The following is a 21,699-nucleotide window of genomic DNA, read 5'->3' on the forward strand; positions in this document are numbered from 1 at the left end:
ACTGGGTTGAATTGGAAATGAAGGTCACATAATGCCTGCGGAAAAAGCAAAGATCACCGTTATTTTAGCCAATTTGGGTACACCTGATGCGCCCACGGCACCAGCAGTTAGAAAGTTTTTACAACAATTCCTGTCTGATCAACGCGTGATTGAGATTCCAAAGCCGTTATGGCAAATCATTTTACGCTTATTTATTTTACCTTTCCGTCCGAAACGCGTGGCACATGCTTATGCCAGTGTTTGGGGGGGAGATTCTCCCATGCGTGAAATTGTATTGGATCAAGTGGCACAGGTTCGTGAAGCTTTATTGCTGCAATATCCTGAGTTTGAGTTAAACGTAGTGCCTGCCATGACCTATGGTCAACCTGGTATGGCAACGGTGCTGGAAAATTTGAGTCAGACACCACAAGATCATATTATTTTACTGCCACTGTTTCCGCAGTATTCGGCGACTTCGACCGCCCCTTTATATGATTTATTGTCGCAGTGGATGCAAAAGCAACGCAATTTACCGGGTCTTTCAATTGTACGGGATTACTACCAACATCCTTTATATATTCAGTCTTTGGCACAGAGCGTCCAAGAGTATTGGGCAGCACATGGTCAGGCAGAAAAATTATTGATGTCTTTTCATGGCATTCCGCAACCTTATGCCGATAAGGGCGATCCTTATGCAGATCGTTGTCGTAAAACTGCGCAATTACTGGCTCAAGCCCTGAATTTGGGTGAGGATCAATGGGCGATTAGCTTCCAGTCACGTTTTGGGAAGCAGGAATGGGTCAAGCCCTATACCGATCAATTGCTACAAGATTGGGCGGAACACGGGGTGAAATCGGTGCAGATTATGAGTCCTGCATTTTCAGCCGATTGTTTGGAAACCTTAGAAGAGCTCGCCATTCAGAATGCCGAGTTATTCTTCGAACATGGTGGCGAAAAATATGCGTATATTCCGGCACTGAATACGCGTGAAGATCATCTGCAATTGCTCTTGAGCTTATTGCAAGCTAATCTTGATGGCTTAAAACATACATTAGCATCTGCTTAAGAGAGAGCTGCCACTATGCTTCAAGTGAAAATTGTACCTGTAACTGCCTTTCAGCAGAACTGTTCTATTCTTTGGGATTCTGAGAGCAAAGAAGCAGTACTGATTGATGCGGGTGGTGAACCTGAAAAATTACAGGCAGAAGTTGAAGCATTGGGTTTAACAGTAAAAGCGCTGTGGTTAACACATGGGCACTTAGACCATGCAGGAGCAGTCGGCGCCCTAAGCCGTGTCTGGAATGTCCCTGTAATTGGTCCGCACAAAGAAGACCAGTTCTGGTTGGATATGCTGCAAGAAGTGTCAGCACGTTATGGTTTTCCGATTCCAGAAAAAGTTGAAGTCACTCAATGGCTAGAAGGTGGTGAAACCTTACAGCTCGGTCAGCAAAATTTTGAAGTTCGCTTTGCCCCAGGTCATACTCCAGGTCATGTGATGTTTTATAACGCGGAAAATGCATTGTTATGGACGGGAGATGTACTGTTTAAAGGCTCGATTGGTCGAACTGATTTCCCGCGTGGCAATCATCAGCAATTGATCGATTCAATCAAGCGAGAATGTTTTAGTTTGCCTGATGAAACACAATTTATTTCAGGTCATGGACCTTTAAGTACGATTGGTTTTGAAAAACAGCATAACCCTTTTGTGGCGGGTAAGGCGGGTTAGTTGTATTTTACTTCTTTGAGTATGAGGTTATTTTTATTCAATAACTCCATTCAGATAGGATTAGATTTTAAATTGTCTGAATTTACTACCTTTTACGAAAAGAATGGGAGCCTTTGGTTCCCATTCTTTTTTAGAAATATCGGTTTTAGCTGCGAAATGGATCTGCTTTATATTGCTTCTTTTCCAATCCAAGTAGCAGAGTGGCAATTGCCAAGAGAATACCCACCCCCATGATCATCATGTCATGTGTGAAAAGACTTAGAGTCACGGCGCATAAGGTTAAAACAATCAGAAGATAGAACGAGAATTTTAGTACTAATTCTTTCATAGGAGATTCCCCAAATCGGCATATAAAGGTATGCAATTAACAATTTGTTACTTGATACGTAAAATTTTAGGCATTATAAGGAGGTTTCTATGAAAATCTAGATAAATATTAAAAAAATGATAACTAGTTTTAGTTTTTGTTGATTGAAAGCGATAAGAAAATGGCTTTTTAGAAAAGCCTTATAAGTTAGCTCCTTAAGATAAGGACAATTAGTGATTTTTAGGTTCCAAGTCAGTTTTTAAATTCAGAGCTATTCAGAAATTTAAAAAACTGTCTAACTTTAGAGGTTGTAGACAGTTAATTGAAAGTGGTTTTAAACAGCATGTAATTAGATAGATGAAGATTACTTCCTGAACGGATTTGCTGAGAATTGCTTACTCTCTAAGCCTAATAACACTGCTGCAATTGCAAGTAGAATACCAATTCCTGCAAACAAGAGGTCTTGTGCATAAATAGCTGCAATAAAACTACAGAACGTCAGGGCAATAGAAAGATAAAAGAATATTTTTAAGGCTAATTCTCTCATGGGAAATTCTCTAATAGGTCAAAATACGCAATTTATAAAATAAGGAATAAAAATCTTTCTCATTTAAATTATGGTGCCAAAAAGGCACCTGCGCAAAGAATAATCATGTATAAAATAATTAATGATTTGTATGTCGTTATGATGAATTGTAAAAATAATTTTTTATTCGTCTGAATTGTCTGCTTGTGGCGCATCTTGGGTAGGTAATTTATATTCATCATTTGCCCAAGCACCCAAATCAATCAGCTTGCAACGTTCAGAGCAAAATGGTCGATAGGGATTGCCTTCCCAAGTTGAAGGTTCGCCACAACGTGGGCAAGCAAAGGTCTTCGGCATGATAGGCTCCTGAGAAAAGGCTTGGAAGATTTGGTCAAAACTTTGTGCAGTGTTAGACTGGCGCAGATTTTCTTTAGTTTGATCTGATTATGCCGATTCGTCAATTTCAAGCACAGCACATGCATGCCCCTCGTGATTTTATCATGATTGATTCAGACCCGATTTGTGTGGAAATTGGAGCAGGTAAGGGCAAGCATGCCTTATTGTTTACCCGTGAACATCCAGACAGCCAATTGATTGCGATTGAGCGCACCCGCGAGAAATTCTTGGCGATGCAAAAACAGCATCAACTAGAAGGTCAAACCAATTTACAAACGGTGCATGCCGATGCCTTACCGTGGATTGTGCATGCCTTAGCACCACAGCAAGTGCAGCAGTTCTTTATTTTATATCCAAACCCAGAGCCGCATAATCCAGCACAGCGCTGGTTGAATATGCCATTCTTCGAGTTCTTGTTGTCTCGCTTACAAGTCGGTGGACAAATTACCCTGGCCAGTAATATTCCTGAATATATTGCAGAAGCTGAACAGCAGCTTCAAGAGGTTTGGAAACTGCCTTATGTGAAAGAAGTGATTGCATCAGACTCAGCACGAACTCATTTTGAAATAAAATATTTGGAACGTGGTGAATTGTGCCAGCAATTACTGATTCAAAAGCCTGAGCATTACAGCACACGATTTGATGATTTTCAGGCTTTGGCGGGCGTGAATATGCCGAAACCAACTTCTATAGATACGGCAAGTGATGCCTAAGTCATGAAGCAACGCATTGCGATTATTGGGGCAGGTCCAGCAGGCTTGATGGCAGCCGAAGTCTTAAGCCAATGGGACTATGAAGTGCATGTGTATGAGCAGAAACCCTCTGCGGCACGTAAGTTTCTGATGGCAGGCAAGACGGGACTGAACATTTCACATGCCGAGCCGCTTGAGCAATTTATACAGCGCTATGATCAGGTGCAGTGGTTGGAAGACTGGATTCGCCGTTGGGATGCGACGTGGATTCAGCAATGGATGCAAGGCTTGGGAGTTGAGTCCTATATTGGTTCTTCAGGACGTATCTTCCCCATTGAAATGAAAGCTGCACCTTTGTTAAGAGCATGGTTAAAACGGTTAGTTGAACAAGGCGTGCAATTTCATTACCGACACAGTTGCACAGGAATTCAATCCAATACTTTACAGATTAAAGATCTGCTTCAGCAGCGGGAATTTAGTGAAGATTTTGACGCCGTTGTACTGGCATGTGGCGCAGTCTCTTGGCCGCAATTGGGCAGTGATGGGCAATGGCAAAACTGGCTAGCTTGCGAGCAGTTGAATCCATTCCAAGCCAGTAATGCAGGCGTTGAACGTCCATGGTCGAGCTTTATGCAGCCCATCTTTGGGCAACCCCTGAAACGGGTGGTTGCTTGGGTTGATCCTGCACAAAAGAGTCAGGGGGATATTGTCATCACCCATTATGGCTTGGAAAGTGGGCTGATTTATAAACTGGGTAGAGCCTTAAGACAACAATCTGAAATGCAGTTAATGCTGGATTTATTGCCTGAACTGAGCTATGCACAATTGGTGCAAAAGTTACAGCCAAGCAAGAAACAGTCTTTAAGTAATGTCTGGCGCAAAGCAGGTTTGGATACTGCGAAGGCTAGTTTAGCGCGTGAGTTGGTACCAAAAGCTGACTGGAATGACGCTGAAAAATTGGCATCGCAGATTAAGCAATTACATATTCCCCTAACTGGCTTTCGTCCAATTGAAGAAGCGATTAGCTGCGCTGGTGGTGTGAAACGTGAAGCACTGACGGCTCATTTGCAGTTAAAACAGCAGCCGCAGATTTTTTGTTGTGGTGAAATGCTGGATTGGGATGCGCCAACAGGTGGTTATCTCTTAACGGCTTGTTTTGCCACGGGACGTGCAGCGGGCGAAGGGGTGCATGAATATCTGTCCCAACAACAAAAACAGATGTAAAGCCAGCTAGAGACATGCTAGTTTAAAATTCCTTTAATCACGGGACTAAACTGATGTCACAACAATACTATGCGGGAAGTTGTTTGTGTGGAGCACTTCGTTATGAAGTGCGCGGTGAAATTGGCGATGTGGTGCAGTGTCACTGTCAGCGTTGCCGTAAAGCCAATGGCACAGCCTTTGCCACCAATGCACCAATTAAAAAGTCAGATTTTCAGGTGGTTCAAGGGGAGCAGTTTTTAAAATCTTACCAATCAACCGCCACTACACAGCGCTGTTTCTGTAGTGAATGTGGCTCGCCAATTATGAGCATTAAAGCGGACACGCCAGAGTATTACCGTCTGCGTATAGGGACTTTGGATACGCCGTTAGCACAAAAGCCGATGATGCATATTTTTGTGGATTCTAAGGCGGAATGGGATGTGATTTGCGATCAATTGCCGCAATATCCTGAACGTCCTTGAGGCAGTGATCATAAAAAAGAAAAGACCAGATGATACTAGTTTGTCTCTGGTCTTTTTCATGCGCGGAGTACTTGTGTTCGTAGCTGCTTAAGACTTAGTTTTTTCAGTCGTTGGGTATTGTGCTTCCCAATGATCCAGTTGTTCCTGTGCATGTAGGAATTCACCCAAGCCTTTAATATTGTCTGGGGTGGAATTGGGAATGTCTTGGGAGGTTTTACTGGTGTTGTTCAGTAGTTTGGCTTGATTTTCCCAATACTGCGCCATCAGCCCTTGAATATATCGCCCTTGTTCAGTTTTTAAATCCAGATCTTTGAGCATGGTCAATGCCGATTGGATATTGTCCTGTTTGCGACTGCGGGCAAATTCATCGGTGAGGTTACCATTGTCCCGCATCTTAATCAGTTCATCTTCCATTTCATCGCTCATTTCACTAAAACGTCGGTCATAGTCGAGGAGCAGGGCAATGTCATGCTGATCATCTGCGGTCTGCGGGAATTCTTTAATCGGAGAAGATTCCAGTTCCTGCATCATTTGATCTTCGGAAGGATCAGGTGCATCGGCTTCGTTGTTTTTACTACATCCTGTGAATAGCAGCGAGCTGCAAAGCAGCGGCAGTAAATAGGTTTTAAAGTTATGCATTGGGGTTATCCTAAAGAGTATTTTATGTTGTTTTCTTTAAATTATACGCGTAGGTGACATAAGGGAAAGCAATTTCGTCATGTGCTGCTTTGCCTGTGTAATCGGCAACAATCTGTTCAAACTGAGCTTTTAACTGCTGTTGCTGATTGGCTGGCATCGCAGCAATAAAACTGGTCGAGAGCAAGCGCTTAGACACCACTTCATCAACCCGTCCAATATGCACATGCGGAAAGATTTTGACCTGATCCAGCTCAAATAAAAACTGCTGCTCAAACACCTGTCGCCATTTCCCATTATGAAAGCGCGGAGTATTGCCTTCGAGGGGTTCGAGCACATCTGCCAATGCTTTGACCCAATCCACCTGAATATCGCGTTGATTCCAGACTAAACCCAGTTGTCCATTCGGTTTTAAGATTTGATGGATTTCGTTCAGACTTTCAATATTGGCAAACCAGTGAAAAGATTGCGCACAAATCACGGCATCGATACTTTCCGAGACAATAGGCAGTTGATCACTGCTGGCTTGCAGGGTTGAAACCTGCGGATAAGCGAGTTTCAACTGCGCCAACATTTCACTGATCGGTTCGACCGCGATGATATTGCTGGTCACTTGCTGTAAGTAGGGCAGGAATTTTCCTGTACCCGAGCCTAAATCGACCACTGTCGATTGCGCATCTAAATTTAATTGTTGTTGTAACCAAGTCACGATCTGCTGTGGATAATTTGGACGTGCTTGTTGATAAAGTTCAGCGGCAGAACTGAAGCCTTGCTGTGCGGCAGGATGAAGTGATTGTGTCATATTTTGCGCTTTTTTATCTGCTGTGCATCTATAAAATAACATAGTCCTTGTCGATGGATATTAGCAAGCCTGAGCGGGATGTGTTTTTCTGATACATACATCTGCTGATGCATACGTTAAAATGCTGCCACGGATTTGTGATGCCGTTGAATTATCTTGTTGTTGATTGTGATTAAGATGACAGTCAGCACATTCTCCTGCATAGACAGCGTGATAGGCTGCTGGACTATGAATTTTATTGATACAAAAAATTAGGGCCGATTTGTTTCGGTGTGGACATGGATAAACACATTATTTTTGAAGACGAACAAATTCGCGCTATTTTTTTAAAAGGTTCGTCAGACGAGTTAGTTTTTTCTTTTGGTGATTTAATTACCCGCGCCAAAGGACTTGCAATCAATGCTGAAAAATCATTAGCCAAATTTGAGTTTAATGTGATTGGCATTATGCCCAAAGAAAAATCATGGTTTCCTGCGGAGTCCATGCACAATCTATTTCAAGCCATTGAAGAGCTGATCGCACCCTTTCAAAAACGCATTGGTTATGGTGGATCAATGGGCGGCTATGCGGCAATTAAGTATTCCAAACTGTTGGGCTTAAACCGTGTAGTGTCTTTGGTACCACAGTTTTCGATTGATCCAGAGGTGGTTGAAGACAGCCGCTATAACATGTTCTATCACTCAGAACTGAATGCAGATATGCAGGTACAAACACAAGATATTGCTACAGACTGCGAATATATTGTGGTTTATGACCCTTACTGTGCCGAAGACCGTGCGCATTTTGTCGAGCTGGATCAGGTGATTCCAGAAATTAAAGTGCTGAATTTGCCTTTTACAGGACATGATGCCATCGCGGTGTTGGCAAGTTCCGAGCTGTTAAAAGACTTTTTAACCCGTGAATTTGATAGTGTTTATTTCTATCAAAAAATTCGTCAGGTGAAAAAGGGCAGTAAGTTCTATTACCGCAAAGTGATTGAAACGCTATTACCGCATCACCGTCGTTCACTGGGGAAAATCCTTAGAAACAATGACATGCAGTTGGATAGCCAGTTCTTTGATGCCAAGTTAAAACAGAGCATTATTCGTCAGTTACTCAGTAACCGTCAGGTCAGTGAGCAGGACTTGTTGAAACTGGGTATTCAGGTGAATTTGCCGCAGGAAAGTAACAGCCAGTTACTGGATAGTTTTGGTCATGGTCTGGTGTTTAACGTGATTAGCCAGAAAATTGAAAGCTATGCGCAAAATGCAATTAACTTGAACCATAAATTCCTGATTCCAATTTTTGCCAAAGGTACAGGTCTGGTTCAAATTAGTCTGAATGATGAGCGTTATGTGATTGCCATGAATGACCGCCATGTGATGAAACTGTTTAAAGAACAGGACGAATTATCTGGCGGTATGCATCCACTGGTCTTAAAAAAATATAGCGACTATTACTTACTCAGCTATAAGCAATTTAACTTGAGCAGTGATGAATATGGCGGCAATGACTTTGTTGAAGATACGCCAGATACAGCCAAGTTCTTGACCCAACCAGAAGAAGCGGAAGAGTCTGAACAGGCTTAAAAATTAGGTGAATCTTATTCGATTTGTATCGCTTGATTTTTAACTGAATAGGTTTAAGATTGAAAGAGTGGATGAAAAACATCCACTCTTTTTTATTATTCACTCAAGGTCAGGTTGTATGAATAGGATATTTATACCTGCTGTACTTTTTTCTATCACGCTGATTCTCAGCCTGATTTATCTCATTTCTCAAGGTTTTGATCTGGCAGCGATTGTCTTTGTCAGTAGTGTCTTGCTACTGCTGATGCTGGCAAGTTATGTCTGTCAGCAAATTCGACTTTCGGTGCGCGAGTGTATAAAAGAATCCACTAAATAGTGGATTTTTCTTTTTTATCGCACATGTATTGAACCCAAACCTGCTTTGGCTTTTAATGAACTGCATACAGGTCATCAGCAACATCAGCAGGAGCGTCGAATGAAAGCAGTATTTTTAGATGTGGAATCTTTAGATCAGCATGATCTGGATTTGAGTCCCTTAGCTGCTGCTTTTGACGCGTTGACACTTTATCCCGCCACTGCACCTGATCAGGTGTTACAACGGGTGCAGGATGTGGATGTCATCATCACCAATAAAGTCCAGATTTCTGCACAAGTGATGCAGCAATGCCCGCAGATAAAACTGATTTTAATTTCCGCCACAGGCACCAACAATGTCGACTTGATACATGCCAAAGCGCAAGGCATTGTGGTATGTAACTGTCAGGGTTATGGTACTTCGGCGGTGGCACAGCATACCTTGGCGCTGATGCTGGCACTGGCGACTTCACTCTTGAAATATGACCGTGCGGTGAAGCAGGGTGCATGGAATAGTGCCAAACAGTTCTGTTTGTTGGACTTTCCAATTGTGGAACTGGCAGGTAAAACCTTGGGGATTGTCGGTTATGGTGAGTTGGGGCAGGCGGTAGCAAAACTGGCTCAGGCGTTTGATATGCGCGTCTTGATTGCAGGTCTAGCTGATCGCCCGCAACGAGAAGGTCGCTTGCCTTTGGCAAAGTTATTGCCTCAGGTTGATTTCCTGACCCTGCATTGCCCACTGACTGAATCTACCCGTCATTTAATCAGTCGTGATGAACTGGAAATGATGAAAAACAGCGCCTTCCTCATTAACTGTGCCCGTGGGGGTATTGTCGATGAAGTGGCTTTGGCACAGGCGTTACGCGAAGGGCGCATCGCAGGTGCTGCGACCGATGTATTAACGGTCGAGCCGCCGAAAGAGGGTAATGTATTACTGGCAGAAGATATCCCCAATTTAATTATTACCCCACACAGTGCCTGGGGCAGTGTTGATGCCAGACAGCGTATTGTGCAGCAAATGCTGGAAAATTTTGTTGCCTATCAGCAAGGACAACCAATTCGCCAAGTCGCTTAAGTGTAGAAGTATTGATGTGATATTTTCACGTTTCAAATGATAAAAGCACAGTGTTAATGCTGCGCTTTTTGATTTTAGGACAGAGCAAATGGACTTAAAGTTGTCCATTCTGAGCAGGTGCATTATTCGGTTGACTCAGTGGGCGTGACTCAATTGGAGCAGGTGGGCTGTTTGGATCGCCTAAGACGCTGGCTTTGGCTTCATGCCATTTTTTATTGACTGTGGCTGCGGCTTTTTGCGAGTTTTCTTTGGCAATTTCTGCCTGTTCTTCGCTATAAGTTTTGGTGCCTTGCCAAGTTTCAGCCACTTTCGGTCTGACTTTGGCAATGCCTTCTTGAGTAGTGCGATCTACGGCATTGGCAGCATCTTGAGCGGTATCTAAGGTTTTTTGTCCCAGAACTTCAAAAATATTGGGGTTGTCTCCATAGCCTGTTTTCTTGCTACTTTCTGCGGCATGGGCAGGGAGCACCATAACCATAAACACCGTACTAGAAATTAAGGCGGCTTTAATCAACTGCATGCACATTGTCCTCTATTGCTCTGCACTATGTAGGCGAAAACATGCTGTAGGCTGGCATGTTTTGCATAGTGTCACGACCGAATGGATACCCCATATTCTGCTGTATCCATTCGGACGTCAAGAATTTTCATTGCGTGCTAATGCACAGCTTGGTTTAAAAATGTGTCTATACAAACAGATTGGCAGAATTATTTTGATGTGTTCACTTTGGTTTGTGATGCAACTCCAACCTGAGTTTTAGCAACTGGGGTCTGTACGCCCACTTGTGCATTTACATCTGCCTGTGCGGGTGTGCTCAATGCAGTTTTGGTCTTGTTCCAACTACGTTCAGTGGTGGTTTTACCTTGCAGCATTTTTTGTCCCAAATAGGTTTGGGTTTTTTCGGCTTTCTCTGCACTGTAGTTTTTGGCTTTAGTTGCAGTTTGATTTACATTTTGCGCTTGTTCTGCACTGAATTGTTTGGTGTTGTTCCATGCCGCTTTACTGGCAGATTTTGTTTTTTCAGCACCATGTTCAATGCCTTGCCCAACGCGCTCAGATGCTGTGCTAAGTCCCTGTCCGACTTGGCTTGAGCTATGTTGAATGCCCTGTCCGATGTTTTCTGTCGCCGTGCTTAAACCATTGCCGACTTTCTTGGCAGACGTGGTTGCGCCCTCATGAATATTGTGTAATACACCATGCGTATTGCCTTGTGTTTCGGCAGAGGCATTGACCTGTCCATTGACTGCCACGTTAGCAAAGACCGAAGCTGAAGCAAAAAATGCGGTACTCATTAAAGCTGTTTTCATCATGTTCATGTTGGATCTTCCTCTGTGACTTCACTCCGTGTTATGGGAGTGCTGAATGTGAGCCATCATAAACAGATTTAAAGATTCTTTTGCGCTTTGAGATGAAAGCTACACAGTTCCGCACAGCAGTTTTACAGTTTGCGCAAGATTGTAGAGATATAAGTCCGTTAGAGGATGTATATGTATCTGAATGCTGCCATTTGTTGGCATCGGCAAAGTTGTGTAAGTGCGGGGAAGATGTGGGAAATGAATTTATGGTTTTGAATTTTAAGCATTCTTAAAAGGCTTCACGTCATGTGGACGCAAAGCCTGAGTGTCTTTTAGTCACATTGTGCAACGGCATCTTTAGCGAAGTTTTTACGTAACTTGATAAAGTTTTGTTGAACGTCGACATTGTTCAGGTCGAAATTGCTGGCTTGGCTGGTGCCATCTTTCGCAAAGGTTGCTGTGCCGCCGGTAATGAGCGTGTTGCCTCTAAATGACCATTGTTCAACGACTTTGTTGCCGTCTAAATTCCCCGTAAATTCAATGATGCATTTGTCTGCAAATTTGGTCAGTTTGGCTTTATTGTCTGTTGTATCTGGATATACATCTAAGTTTTGAACTTCTTGCAGTACACCTGTTTCCAGTTGTGGAATTTTAGGAGATGAAGTACATGCTGTAAGTGTTGCGCAAGTGAAGCCCGTAAGTAAAAGTGTTTTTAATTTCATATAACGTTCTTTCTTGTTGAGTGTTGTTAGCTTGAGTATAGGGAATTCATAAAAAAATACCTATAGTTTTTAAAGTCTACAACAGAATAATCGTATTTTCTGGATGTCAATTATCATTCTTAGGGATAGGGATAGAAGACCCAAGGTATTTTTTAATATGGGTGTCTAAAATCAAATAACCATCTATTTAGGGTGCATTATTTCCAACGTACATATAAAGCTACAAAATGTTGAAAGTAAGAGGGAGATTCATGAGTTAGGTGTTCAATTACTTCTTTAAAAGTATCATATGTTTTTCTTACTTGAGAAAGAGTCATGCTTTTGACAATTTCTTCATCGAACTCATTATATCTAATACCGATAGCAACCGATTCATAATAATTAAGGATATAGTGAACAATAGATTTTTGTTCAAAAGATAAAGATTCATATTGCTCTAATGTAAGAGTTGTTGAATTTCCAAGAATTTTATAAATTTTATCAAGCTTTTGATTATAACAATCGGATAAGCGAGAATTCATAATAGTTTGTATAGAGTGGTTTCTCATATTCGTAATTAATTGACTACGGATAGTATAAACCCAACCAATAACAGCTAAGGCAATACCTAAGAAAGTCACAAACTTATCATTAAAAAATATTGTTTCATTTGAGATTTTTAACCCTAGGAATTTTAAATTGAAAAAAATTGAATTCCATAGGATAAATAAAAGAGATGTTAAAAATGTAAAAGCTATCATCATGTCTAGCTTTTTATAATTTTTTGGTCTTAGGAAAAAGGGATTGCGATCTTTAAAGTAAAAATACATAAAGCTAACGCTATATACTAAAAGTAGTAAGAAAGTATGTAAGAAAGATATGTTATCCATTGTTTCTTTTAATTAAAAACCCCACTAATTTATAGCGGGGTTTTCTTTAATTTACAACCAATTAAGGCTTAGTGTTGTAACACTGAAATATCCGCAACACTTGTAAACAAGCTACGTAACTGAGCCAGTAAACGTAAACGGTTTGCTTTCAATTCAGCATCATCCGCCATCACCATTACGCCATCAAAGAAGGCATCAATTGGCGCGCGAAGGGCAGCGAGTTTAGAAAGCGCTTCGGTGTAGTCTTTCGCAGCCAATAATGGCTCAACCACTGGAGTAATCGCTTGAAGCTCTGCGAATAATGCTTTTTCAGCATCTTCAACCAATTTCGCTTCAACGACTGCACCTTCAGGAGTCGCTTCTTTCGCAAGAATGTTGGCAACACGTTTGTTTGCCGCAGCAAGCGCAGCCGCTTCAGCCAAGTTACGGAAGTGATTGACCGCATTTACACGCTTATCAAAATCAAGAGGAGATTTTGGTGACAATGCTTGAACGGCTTGAATCACATCAACTGCAACACCTTGGTCTTCGTATTTCGCACGGTAACGACCTTCTAAGAATGCAACAGCATCTGCCAAAGTCTTGTCGTGATATTTCACTACATCGCCATAAGCAGCTAAAGCCAACTTGATGAGTTCTTCGATTGAAACATCAAGGTTGTTTTCAGTCACTAAACGCAAAATACCAATGGCAGAACGACGTAAGGCAAATGGGTCTTTTGAACCTGTAGGCGCTTGACCAATACCAAAAATACCTGTGAGCGTGTCTAAACGGTCTGCAAGGGCAATGGTAGTACCTGTCTTGGTTTGTGGTAATACATCACCCGCAAATTTCGGAAGATATTGCTCACCTAAAGCTTCAGCCACTTCGTCATTTTCGCCTTCAAGACGTGCGTAGTAAGTACCCGCAATACCTTGAAGTTCTGGGAATTCACCCACAAGCTCAGAGGTTAAGTCGCATTTTGCAAGAAGTGCTGCTTTCTCAGCATCAGCAACGGTCGCACCTGTAATTGGCGCAAGGGCTACAGCGAGTTTTGCAATACGTGTAGATTTGTCCCAAAGCGTACCCAATTGTGCTTGGAATACCATGTTTGCCAGTTTTTCTTTACGAGATGCAAGCGGTTGCTTTTGGTCTTGCAAGAAGAAGAATTCAGCATCCGACAAACGTGGACGTACAACTTTCTCATTACCTTCAATAATTTGCGTTGGATCTTTAGACTCAATGTTTGAAACGGTAATGAAGTAAGGTTGTAACTTGTTGTCTGCATTGACCAAACAGAAGTACTTTTGGTTGTCCTGCATGGTGGTGATCAATGCTTCTTGAGGAACAGCAAGGAAGCGTTCTTCAAAGTTTGCACGTAATGCCACAGGCCATTCAACCAATGCGGTCACTTCGTCACGAAGATCCGCAGGCACAATCGCAATTGCATTCACTTCATCAGCCAATGCTTTGACTTGTTGGTCGATAATCGCTTGACGCTCTTCAAAATTCGCCACAACTTTCGCTGCACGAAGTGCATCTAAGTAAGCATCTGCATTCGCCAAAGTAATTGCTTCAGGCGCATGGAAACGGTGACCATAAGTCACGTTGCCAGCTTTGTGATCCTGAATGGTTGCTTCAACCACTTGGTCGTCTTTCAGCAATACCACCCATTTTACCGGACGCACGAATTCAGTACGGCTTGCCGCAGAACGCATACGTTTTGCAATTGGCAAGTTGTCCAAAGCCGTTTGTAAAATTTGTGGCAAGAGTGCTTCAAGGCTTTGACCTTTGACATCTTTCAAGAAGCACACTTTTTCAACTTTACCTGCTTGGAAAGTCGAAACTTGATCGGCTGTAATGCCTTGACCACGCATAAAGCCTTCTAAAGCTTTAGTTGGTTTGCCTTCAGCATCATAGGCTGCTTGAACCGCAGGACCATCAAAACGCTTTTGCGTATCCGCTTGTGCTGCATCAACATTGACAATTTTAAGGGCTAAACGACGTGGTGCTGCATAGGCTTCAATCGCATCAAATGCTAAGCCTGCATCTTTTAAGCCTTTTTCAGTTTCAGCTTTTAGGGCATCACGTAAAGTTTTTAGGCTTTTTGGTGGAAGTTCTTCACAGCCAAGTTCAAATAAAACAGTATGTTTAGACATTATTTGTTCTCCGCTGCTTTTTCTGCTTGAGCAGCTTCTGCTTCAACCTGAGCTTTGAGTTGTGCTAAAACTTCATCACGTAAATGTGGTTCTGCCATTGGGAAGCCCAATTCCGCACGCGCTGCCACATAGCTTTGTGCAATCGCACGTGCCAAAGTACGCACACGTAAAATGTAACGTTGACGTTCAGTCACCGAAATCGCGCCACGAGCATCGAGTAAGTTAAAGGTATGTGATGCTTTAACGACTTGTTCATAAGCAGGAAGAGACAATTTCGCTTCGATTAAACGGTTTGCTTCGCCTTCGTAGAAATCGAACAATTCAAACAATTTGTCGACAGGGGCATATTCGAAGTTATAGGTCGATTGTTCTACTTCATTTTGATGGAACACATCGCCATAAGTTACTGTACCGAATTGACCTTTGGTCCAAACTAAGTCGTAAACGGAGTCTACACCTTGAAGGTACATCGCAAGACGCTCTAGACCGTAAGTGATTTCACCGGTTACAGGGTAGCATTCAACGCCGCCCACTTGTTGGAAGTAAGTGAACTGAGTCACTTCCATACCATTCAACCAAACTTCCCAACCTAAGCCCCAAGCACCGAGTGTTGGAGATTCCCAGTTGTCTTCTACGAAACGAATGTCGTGAACCAGTGGGTCAATACCAATCGCTTTTAAAGAGTCGAGGTAAAGCTGTTGGATGTTGTCTGGGTTTGGCTTCAGTACCACTTGGAATTGGTAGTAGTGCTGTAAACGGTTCGGGTTTTCGCCATAACGACCATCTTTTGGACGACGTGAAGGTTGTACATAAGCCGCGTTCCACGTTTCTGGTCCTAACGCACGAAGGAATGTCGCAGTGTGGAATGTTCCTGCACCCATCTCCATGTCGTAAGGTTGTAAAACCACACAACCTTGCTCAGCCCAGTAGTTTTGTAAGGCAAGAATTAAGCCTTGAAATGTATCAATATGCGATATGGCGCGACTCATGGTGCATCCATTAAAAATTAGAGAAAAATTGCTCCTAAGTATAAGGATTTTGCAGGGGAGTGGCAAAGGTATTAATTAATCGTTTTCTTCTAGTTTTTTTGCAACAGAGATGATGTCATCCCATTCTTCTTGAGTAAATGTTTCAATCGAACCTAAATATAAAAATTGATTGTCGGCAATCCATGGATATCCTTTTTCACCTTCAGGGTTTGCTAAATAAAAGAAATTGATGACAAGGTAATTAAGGACTTGTTTCCATAAATAACCATTTGACGTTGTTGTATACAAATTGCCTAAATGGAAAAAGCCATTTGTGAAATCATTAGGTAATTTATTCATCACTTCAAGGACTGAGAATGAAACTTGGAGCCTAGTGACAAAATAATCGAGAGGTAATAGCTCTTTAAGATCATTTGGAATTGGTAAGCCTGCATCATTAAGACGGCAACAAAATGATTTTACAAAGTATTTGAATAAATTTCTTTGTTGGAATTCAAATTCATCTCCGTAAATATGATGAAAATTAATCATTCGCTTGTTCCAAATTAGCTCTTTATTGTTATAGATATAATTTGAAAAGATGGAATAGGCTTTATCAAATGGTTGGGTCATTTCATTATTGCATTTTGAACATAAGTCATTGGAGTATTTTATATATTTTGAGTTAGAGCCTTGAACTTTGTTTAAAACACCATCCGCATAATGCACTGGACGTTCAGGTATGCTTTGATAGTTTTGCTTGCCATAAGACTGAATGATATCGGAGCGTTTAATTTTATGTTCAGAGCTGTTTGCATGATCACCACAAATCCAACAGATTTTCATTATTTATGTTTCTCTTTTTTAAGTAATTTTAGACATTCTAAATAAAAAGCACCCGAAGGTGCTTTTAGGTTTAAATAAAGAATAAGTAAATAAAGATGGAGAGCAGGGCAATACACAAAATATTGAGTACAAAGCCCACGCGCATCATTTCACTTTGTTGAATATAGCCTGTACCAAATACAATCGCATTCGGTGGTGTCGCCACAGGCAGCATAAAGGCACAAGATGCCCCAATCCCAATCACGATGACCAGAATTTCTTTAGGCAAGCCCATTTGATCGGCAATCGCAGCAAAAACAGGTACTAACAGTGCAGCCGATGCGGTGTTACTGGTAAATTCAGTCAAGAAAATAATAAAGGCAGCCACAATCACAATCACCAAAAATGGTGAAGCATCACCGAATGCATTGGCAAGCGTCTGCCCCAGAACAAGAGAGGAGCCAGAGTCTTTGAGTACGGCACTTAACGTAAGCCCCCCACCGAACAGCATTAAAACACCCCAATCGGTGTTGCTTGCAATATCTTTCCACGTGGCAATACCTAAAATGACCACCATACAGGCTGCAGCTACGGCAACCCATGTATCGGGTTGGCTGATCCCGAATTTCTCTGAAAGACTCTTACCAAAAATCCACGCTAGTGCAGTGACAGTGAATAACAGCATGGTCAGAATACGATCGCGGTTCCATGCAATCACTTCGGTTTTAAATTCGACCCGATGATTCAGTTTCGGGCGCAGAATCACATAAAGGCTAATCAGCATTGCAGGCAGAATCAGCAGCATCATCGGTAAGCCGACTTTCATCCAGTCGGCAAAATCATAGCCGAGTGCTTTTGCTGCAATCGCATTCGGTGGCGAACCGACTATCGTACCTAATCCGCCAATACTGGCAGAGTAGGCAATCCCCAATAAAATAAAGACAAAGGTTTTATGTTCTTTCTCTGCATCAAAATGTGAGAGCAGTCCCAAAGCCAATGGTAACATCATGGCGGCTGTTGCTGTGTTGGAAATCCACATGGACAAAACTGCAGTAACGACGCAGATCGCGAGCACGGCAATGCCTAAATGACCACGCGAAAGACCAATAATCCACATGGCAATTTTTCGATCCAGCTTTTGCACATGCAAGGCAGTTGCCAGTGCAAAGCCCCCAAAGAACAAGAAGATGGTCGGGTCGGCAAAGGTGCTCAGGGCTTTACTGGTGCTGATTGCCACCATTTCACCATCCACTTTGCTGGGCATGCCTACGAGCACAGCTAAAATAGGCACTAGTAGGGCGGTAATGGTGATATGAATGGCTTCAGTCAGCCATAACGTGCCAATAAAAAACAGTAAACTGAGTCCTTTGTTCGCATTCTGTTCATAAGGCAGTGTTTGATACAGCAAAAAAGCCAGTATTGCAGCGATGATAATAATCCCCCAGCCGCGTACTAAGCCTTTGGGCATCGCATTAGTGGGTGTTTCAAGATGAGGTACATTCATAAGGTGTCCTTTTTTAAGTTTTTTGATTATTTAGTGCTCAATATTAACCATAGTGTTTGTTTTTATTGAAGTAAATACAAGATTGTTCCGACTCTGTAACGGGCATCTTTTAAAAATGGGTAACTGCCTGCCAGATGGCATTTGCACCCAGTAATGTTAGCAGCGTTAAAATGATGCGTTTGAATTTTTGTTGGGACAGATGGGCTCGAATTTTACTGCCGAGATAAACAAAGCCTAAGGCAGCAAGGGTAATCGCAAGCAATAAATAAATCTGTGTGGTCTGGAAGCTGTATAGGGTCGGATAAAGCATACCCAACTGAATGATTTTGCTTGCCAAAAAGCTCAGGTTGCTAATCATGACGATATCGGTTTTTTGGTGTCGGGTGCTTAACAGGTACATCATTAAAAAAGGTGCCATGGCATTGGTCGCACCGCCAATGACTCCTGCAAGACAACCAAAGATCAGCATATTAGGCAAAGACTGCTGAATACGAATGGGCTGTGCTCTCAATTGGTCGAGCACATACAGCAGAATGACCAGACCCATCATAAATTTTAAATAGTTTTCATTGATATAAAGGAGCAGGATGACGCCAATGAAACTCCCGATCAGGCTACTCAAGATCAGTACCCAGTACTTTTGTAGATAATAGTACAGTGTGTGGAGGAATGGCCGTTCTGGATCAGAGTGGAGCACCATCAGGTTCAAAATCAGGCAGGGAATAATCACCATTGCTACAGCAATAGGGAGCGGGTAAAACATGGACAGTGCGGCAGTACTGATCATGGGAAAACCAAAACCACTTAAACCATGTAATAGCGCAGCGAGTACACACAAAACGAAGGTGATGATTTCGACTTTGAACATGTTTACTCCCAAACAGGATGGTGCATAGCGACACTTGCATCAATCAACTTGAATTTTTTGTATGTGTTTATATAAAGGCTGCCTGATGGATCAGGTCGGCTGTTTGGAACAGGGTATCAAAAATAATGATGATTATAAGGTGTAATTAAAATATACCTTACTTGGGTTTCAGCTTTATACTGAGCCCACCACCGCACAACATAAATCAGTGAAGGATCTGCTGTGAGCAATAGCCGTATCGATTGGTTCAGTCAACTTAAGCCCAATTTTAAAGTGCTGCCTTTAAGGGAGCGCCTAGTTTGCGGTTTCGGTGCATTATTGGGTCTGGCACTGTCATCGTTGATTAGTTGGTGGGTATTGGGCGGAATTAATGCGTGGTATATCGCCCCCATGGGCGCTTCGTCTGTCTTATTGTTTGCTGTACCTGCAAGCCCATTGGCACAGCCGTGGAATATGATCATTGGCAATACGTTGGCGGGTTTTATCGGCGTGACTTGTGCACTGTATCTGCCAAATTTAACTGAAGCCTTTAGTATTGCAGTAGCACTGTCAATCTTCCTGATGATGACCACAGACTCTTTGCATCCTCCGAGTGGTGCTGTCGCCATTACCGCTGTACTGGGTGGAAAAAGTGTGTACGACATGGGCTATGCGTTTATTGCTTATCCTGTACTTTTAAATTCCTTGTTGTTGTTGCTCATTGCGATTGTGTTTAACCGAATATTGGGTCGTCAATATCCGCAGACTGCGCAGCTAAATTTACGTTCTAATGATCCAACTCCAACGCAAAAAGTCACTATTCAGCCGCAAGATATTCAGAATGTTTTGGAACATCAGCCGCAGTTGCTCGACATCAGTGAATATGATTTACAAAACATTATTCTTAAAGCGCAGCAAATTGCCAACGCGCGTACGGTGAATGAACTGACCTGCCAAGACCTCATGTCTAAAGATGTCACCATGTTGAATGCGCAGGATGATATTCATCTGGCTCTAGATAAGTTCAAGCAGATTAACTTGATGAGTCTGCCTGTGGTGAATGATGCACGGCAGTTGGTAGGAACTTTGGCGCTGTATGATGTGGTGGAATGGTTTAAGCGTGCTGCTGACCCTAAAGCCAGTTGGGAACATCAGGTAAAACAGATTATGAACCGCCAAGTGGTGACGGTGCAGCCGAGCCAACCGATACAGGATTTGGTGCCATACTTTGTTGAACGCTCATTTAACTACATTCCTGTGGTTGAGCAGCAACAACTGGTCGGTATGATTAGTCGGGCAGATATGATTGCGGCATTGAACCAGCAACTAATTCTGCTGAAACAGTAAAAGTGACGGGCTGAAATAAAAAAAAGCTACGACTCTTTGGGGAAAAAGTCGTAGCGACCAAAACGGTAGGTCAAATGATGTTAATGAAAACCTATAATGGCGACTTGTGATTATTCACGGTACGTACTGGGCGTTGATAATTCGATGAATCTGAATAACTCGTGTCTTGACGTTTCGGAATAACTAACCATAAAACCAAATACACTAAAATGCCTGGAAATGCGGCACTCATGACGGAAACTAAAAAGAAGATAATTCTTAATAAGTTCGCGTTCCAACCAAAACGTTCAGCAATACCGCCCATAACACCTGCAATTATATTTTGGCGATTTGAACGATATAAACCAACATTGGCCATCTAGGTCTCCTTAGAAAATAAATGAGAGATTTATTGCAATCTCATAATTTATAAATGGTGATGCAATTCAATTTTTAAAGCAAAGCCATCATGAAAATAGTTAAGTTATGTAAAGAAAGATTTGTTCTGAGCTGCGCTATACATAAAATGTGATCAAATTTACAGATGTCTTTATTTTTGATAAGCAAATACAGGCACTTGCAATGCTATTGCTGAATTTAAGGAAAAATAACGCAATATCATTTTTTACCCTTTGGGTGCTCGGTCAAATGAATGTGGGTTGTGTATTAACGTGATGAAATCGAACCGTGTAAAACTTCGTTCGAAGTTCGGCTTGCAGCTGTTGGGTTGTCTGTGTGTCAGTCTGGTTATGGCTGCATGTAGCCAATCGCCAATGCCCGCCGATGAACAGATTGTTTCTGCTGAAGAAGAACAACCTGCATCAGTGGTGAATCCTTCCCAGTCTGGTAAAAAACTCACGGAACTGGCAGGGCAGGCGAGTCTGCCTGATAATGAGGCATCATCCACGCTACAGCAAGATTCAGCGAATGAAAAAGCCCCTTATATTGGGCGCTATCATGTACAAATTTCCTGTAAAGATGATTTTGTTCAATGCTCGGAAGGCTCGGCAGAATATATTTTGACCCTAGTCGCCGATGGTTCGGCCTATCGCAGCATTATCTATACGGGAAAACTTTTTAGCGAAAAAATGGCGGAGGATCGCAGGATTCGTACTTACCGTCGGGACACATGGTCGGTGAACCCAGGAAATGCAGAATTGGTGGTGCATTTAGAAGAAGGCGCAAAATTTTATTATCAGGTCGATGAGCAGCATAATTTAATTTTAGATTTGGATCGGACTGTAGATTTAGAGAATCAAACCAATCAACACTTTTTCGCAGCGGGTTATCCAATGCCGACACAAGCCTATCGCTTGATCAAAGATCAATAATACACAGGTTCAATTTGCGGAATACGAGAGAAATTAAAATATAAATTAAGCGGAAAGCTTGAGAACAGCAGTGCTGAAGAAAAATAAAATTGAAGAAGCTTTGAAATAAATGGTGGGTCGTCCGCGACTCGAACGCGGGACCAACGGATTAAAAGTCCGCTGCTCTACCAACTGAGCTAACGACCCA

Annotated in this window: 25 protein-coding genes and 1 tRNA gene; 10 read left to right on the forward strand and 16 right to left on the reverse strand. The window is 42.3% G+C overall.

The window, feature by feature from the left end:
- The first annotated feature begins 31 nt into the window (after positions 1-31).
- Positions 32-1,045 carry a ferrochelatase gene (gene hemH / locus MKI85_RS13725; RefSeq protein ID WP_241628394.1) on the forward strand — a complete coding sequence of 338 codons (1,014 nt, stop codon included), beginning with the start codon at positions 32-34 and terminating at the stop codon, positions 1,043-1,045.
- Between the two features lie 15 nt (positions 1,046-1,060).
- Positions 1,061-1,705, forward strand: coding sequence for an MBL fold metallo-hydrolase (locus MKI85_RS13730; RefSeq protein WP_241628396.1), 645 nt, complete (start codon positions 1,061-1,063; stop codon positions 1,703-1,705).
- A gap of 145 nt (positions 1,706-1,850) precedes the next feature.
- Here the strand turns inward: MKI85_RS13730 and MKI85_RS13735 are convergent, their stop codons facing one another.
- From MKI85_RS13735 to MKI85_RS13745, 3 genes are all read right to left on the reverse strand, one after another.
- A complete protein-coding gene (locus MKI85_RS13735; RefSeq protein ID WP_142769619.1) occupies positions 1,851-2,033 on the reverse strand; it encodes a hypothetical protein in 183 nt (60 codons plus the stop codon).
- A 343-nt stretch (positions 2,034-2,376) separates the two neighbouring features.
- Positions 2,377-2,559, reverse strand: coding sequence for a hypothetical protein (locus tag MKI85_RS13740; protein ID WP_100240477.1), 183 nt, complete (start codon positions 2,557-2,559; stop codon positions 2,377-2,379).
- A 162-nt stretch (positions 2,560-2,721) separates the two neighbouring features.
- Positions 2,722-2,895 (reverse strand): DNA gyrase inhibitor YacG, encoded by a 174-nt coding sequence (locus MKI85_RS13745; RefSeq protein WP_241628398.1) that lies wholly within the window; start codon positions 2,893-2,895, stop codon positions 2,722-2,724.
- Between the two features lie 83 nt (positions 2,896-2,978).
- Here MKI85_RS13745 and MKI85_RS13750 point away from each other — a divergent pair, with 83 nt between their 5' ends.
- The 3 genes from MKI85_RS13750 to MKI85_RS13760 are packed head-to-tail and all read left to right on the forward strand — an operon-like array spanning position 2,979 to position 5,311.
- The gene (locus MKI85_RS13750) at positions 2,979-3,647 is read left to right on the forward strand and encodes a tRNA (guanine-N(7)-)-methyltransferase (protein WP_241628441.1); all 669 of its coding nucleotides are present in this window, start codon (positions 2,979-2,981) and stop codon (positions 3,645-3,647) included.
- Positions 3,648-3,650: 3 nt separating this feature from the next.
- Complete coding sequence (locus MKI85_RS13755; RefSeq protein WP_241628400.1) at positions 3,651-4,850, forward strand: TIGR03862 family flavoprotein; 1,200 nt, start codon at positions 3,651-3,653, stop codon at positions 4,848-4,850.
- A gap of 53 nt (positions 4,851-4,903) precedes the next feature.
- Entirely contained in the window at positions 4,904-5,311 is a 408-nt protein-coding gene (locus MKI85_RS13760) for a GFA family protein (RefSeq protein ID WP_241628402.1), read from the forward strand.
- Between the two features lie 87 nt (positions 5,312-5,398).
- On the opposite strand, the gene MKI85_RS13765 is transcribed toward MKI85_RS13760, so the two are convergent.
- Together MKI85_RS13765 and MKI85_RS13770 are read right to left on the reverse strand one after the other, a co-directional pair.
- Positions 5,399-5,950, reverse strand: coding sequence for a hypothetical protein (locus MKI85_RS13765; protein ID WP_241628404.1), 552 nt, complete (start codon positions 5,948-5,950; stop codon positions 5,399-5,401).
- A gap of 22 nt (positions 5,951-5,972) precedes the next feature.
- Positions 5,973-6,749 (reverse strand): class I SAM-dependent methyltransferase, encoded by a 777-nt coding sequence (locus MKI85_RS13770; protein ID WP_241628406.1) that lies wholly within the window; start codon positions 6,747-6,749, stop codon positions 5,973-5,975.
- 278 nt (positions 6,750-7,027) lie between these two features.
- Between MKI85_RS13770 and MKI85_RS13775 the strand changes: the two genes are divergently transcribed.
- The 3 genes from MKI85_RS13775 to MKI85_RS13785 all read left to right on the forward strand — a co-directional run bounded on the left by MKI85_RS13775 (position 7,028) and on the right by MKI85_RS13785 (position 9,686).
- A complete protein-coding gene (locus MKI85_RS13775) occupies positions 7,028-8,317 on the forward strand; it encodes a hypothetical protein (protein WP_241628408.1) in 1,290 nt (429 codons plus the stop codon).
- 118 nt (positions 8,318-8,435) lie between these two features.
- Complete coding sequence (locus tag MKI85_RS13780; RefSeq protein ID WP_241628410.1) at positions 8,436-8,633, forward strand: hypothetical protein; 198 nt, start codon at positions 8,436-8,438, stop codon at positions 8,631-8,633.
- A gap of 99 nt (positions 8,634-8,732) precedes the next feature.
- Positions 8,733-9,686 carry a 2-hydroxyacid dehydrogenase gene (locus tag MKI85_RS13785; protein ID WP_241628412.1) on the forward strand — a complete coding sequence of 318 codons (954 nt, stop codon included), beginning with the start codon at positions 8,733-8,735 and terminating at the stop codon, positions 9,684-9,686.
- Positions 9,687-9,780: 94 nt separating this feature from the next.
- On the opposite strand, the gene MKI85_RS13790 is transcribed toward MKI85_RS13785, so the two are convergent.
- From MKI85_RS13790 to MKI85_RS13830, 9 genes are all read right to left on the reverse strand, one after another.
- On the reverse strand, positions 9,781-10,206 hold the full coding sequence (locus MKI85_RS13790) for a hypothetical protein (protein WP_241628414.1): 426 nt from the start codon (positions 10,204-10,206) through the stop codon (positions 9,781-9,783).
- Positions 10,207-10,394: 188 nt separating this feature from the next.
- Positions 10,395-11,003, reverse strand: a complete 609-nt coding sequence (locus MKI85_RS13795; protein ID WP_241628416.1) for a hypothetical protein — start codon at positions 11,001-11,003, stop codon at positions 10,395-10,397.
- A 311-nt stretch (positions 11,004-11,314) separates the two neighbouring features.
- Positions 11,315-11,704 carry a hypothetical protein gene (locus MKI85_RS13800; protein WP_241628418.1) on the reverse strand — a complete coding sequence of 130 codons (390 nt, stop codon included), beginning with the start codon at positions 11,702-11,704 and terminating at the stop codon, positions 11,315-11,317.
- A gap of 197 nt (positions 11,705-11,901) precedes the next feature.
- Entirely contained in the window at positions 11,902-12,573 is a 672-nt protein-coding gene (locus MKI85_RS13805; protein WP_241628420.1) for a DUF4760 domain-containing protein, read from the reverse strand.
- Positions 12,574-12,641: 68 nt separating this feature from the next.
- Positions 12,642-14,711 carry a glycine--tRNA ligase subunit beta gene (gene glyS, locus MKI85_RS13810; protein ID WP_241628423.1) on the reverse strand — a complete coding sequence of 690 codons (2,070 nt, stop codon included), beginning with the start codon at positions 14,709-14,711 and terminating at the stop codon, positions 12,642-12,644.
- Entirely contained in the window at positions 14,711-15,700 is a 990-nt protein-coding gene (glyQ, locus tag MKI85_RS13815) for a glycine--tRNA ligase subunit alpha (protein ID WP_100240491.1), read from the reverse strand. The genes glyS and glyQ overlap by 1 nt, the downstream gene beginning before the upstream one ends.
- A 75-nt stretch (positions 15,701-15,775) precedes the next feature.
- Entirely contained in the window at positions 15,776-16,525 is a 750-nt protein-coding gene (locus tag MKI85_RS13820; RefSeq protein ID WP_241628425.1) for a hypothetical protein, read from the reverse strand.
- A gap of 70 nt (positions 16,526-16,595) precedes the next feature.
- Entirely contained in the window at positions 16,596-18,008 is a 1,413-nt protein-coding gene (locus tag MKI85_RS13825) for an SLC13 family permease (protein WP_241628427.1), read from the reverse strand.
- Positions 18,009-18,117: 109 nt separating this feature from the next.
- Positions 18,118-18,876 carry a sulfite exporter TauE/SafE family protein gene (locus MKI85_RS13830; RefSeq protein WP_241628429.1) on the reverse strand — a complete coding sequence of 253 codons (759 nt, stop codon included), beginning with the start codon at positions 18,874-18,876 and terminating at the stop codon, positions 18,118-18,120.
- Between the two features lie 222 nt (positions 18,877-19,098).
- Here MKI85_RS13830 and MKI85_RS13835 point away from each other — a divergent pair, with 222 nt between their 5' ends.
- Positions 19,099-20,202, forward strand: a complete 1,104-nt coding sequence (locus MKI85_RS13835) for an HPP family protein (RefSeq protein ID WP_241628431.1) — start codon at positions 19,099-19,101, stop codon at positions 20,200-20,202.
- 91 nt (positions 20,203-20,293) lie between these two features.
- Here the strand turns inward: MKI85_RS13835 and MKI85_RS13840 are convergent, their stop codons facing one another.
- A complete protein-coding gene (locus MKI85_RS13840; RefSeq protein ID WP_241628433.1) occupies positions 20,294-20,560 on the reverse strand; it encodes a PspC domain-containing protein in 267 nt (88 codons plus the stop codon).
- A gap of 292 nt (positions 20,561-20,852) precedes the next feature.
- Here MKI85_RS13840 and MKI85_RS13845 point away from each other — a divergent pair, with 292 nt between their 5' ends.
- The gene (locus MKI85_RS13845; RefSeq protein WP_241628435.1) at positions 20,853-21,512 is read left to right on the forward strand and encodes a hypothetical protein; all 660 of its coding nucleotides are present in this window, start codon (positions 20,853-20,855) and stop codon (positions 21,510-21,512) included.
- 110 nt (positions 21,513-21,622) lie between these two features.
- On the opposite strand, the gene MKI85_RS13850 is transcribed toward MKI85_RS13845, so the two are convergent.
- A tRNA-Lys gene (locus MKI85_RS13850) sits at positions 21,623-21,698 on the reverse strand.
- Position 21,699: the final 1 nt, after the last annotated feature.

This window comes from Acinetobacter zhairuonensis, from assembly GCF_022601715.1.
GTDB lineage: Bacteria > Pseudomonadota > Gammaproteobacteria > Pseudomonadales > Moraxellaceae > Acinetobacter.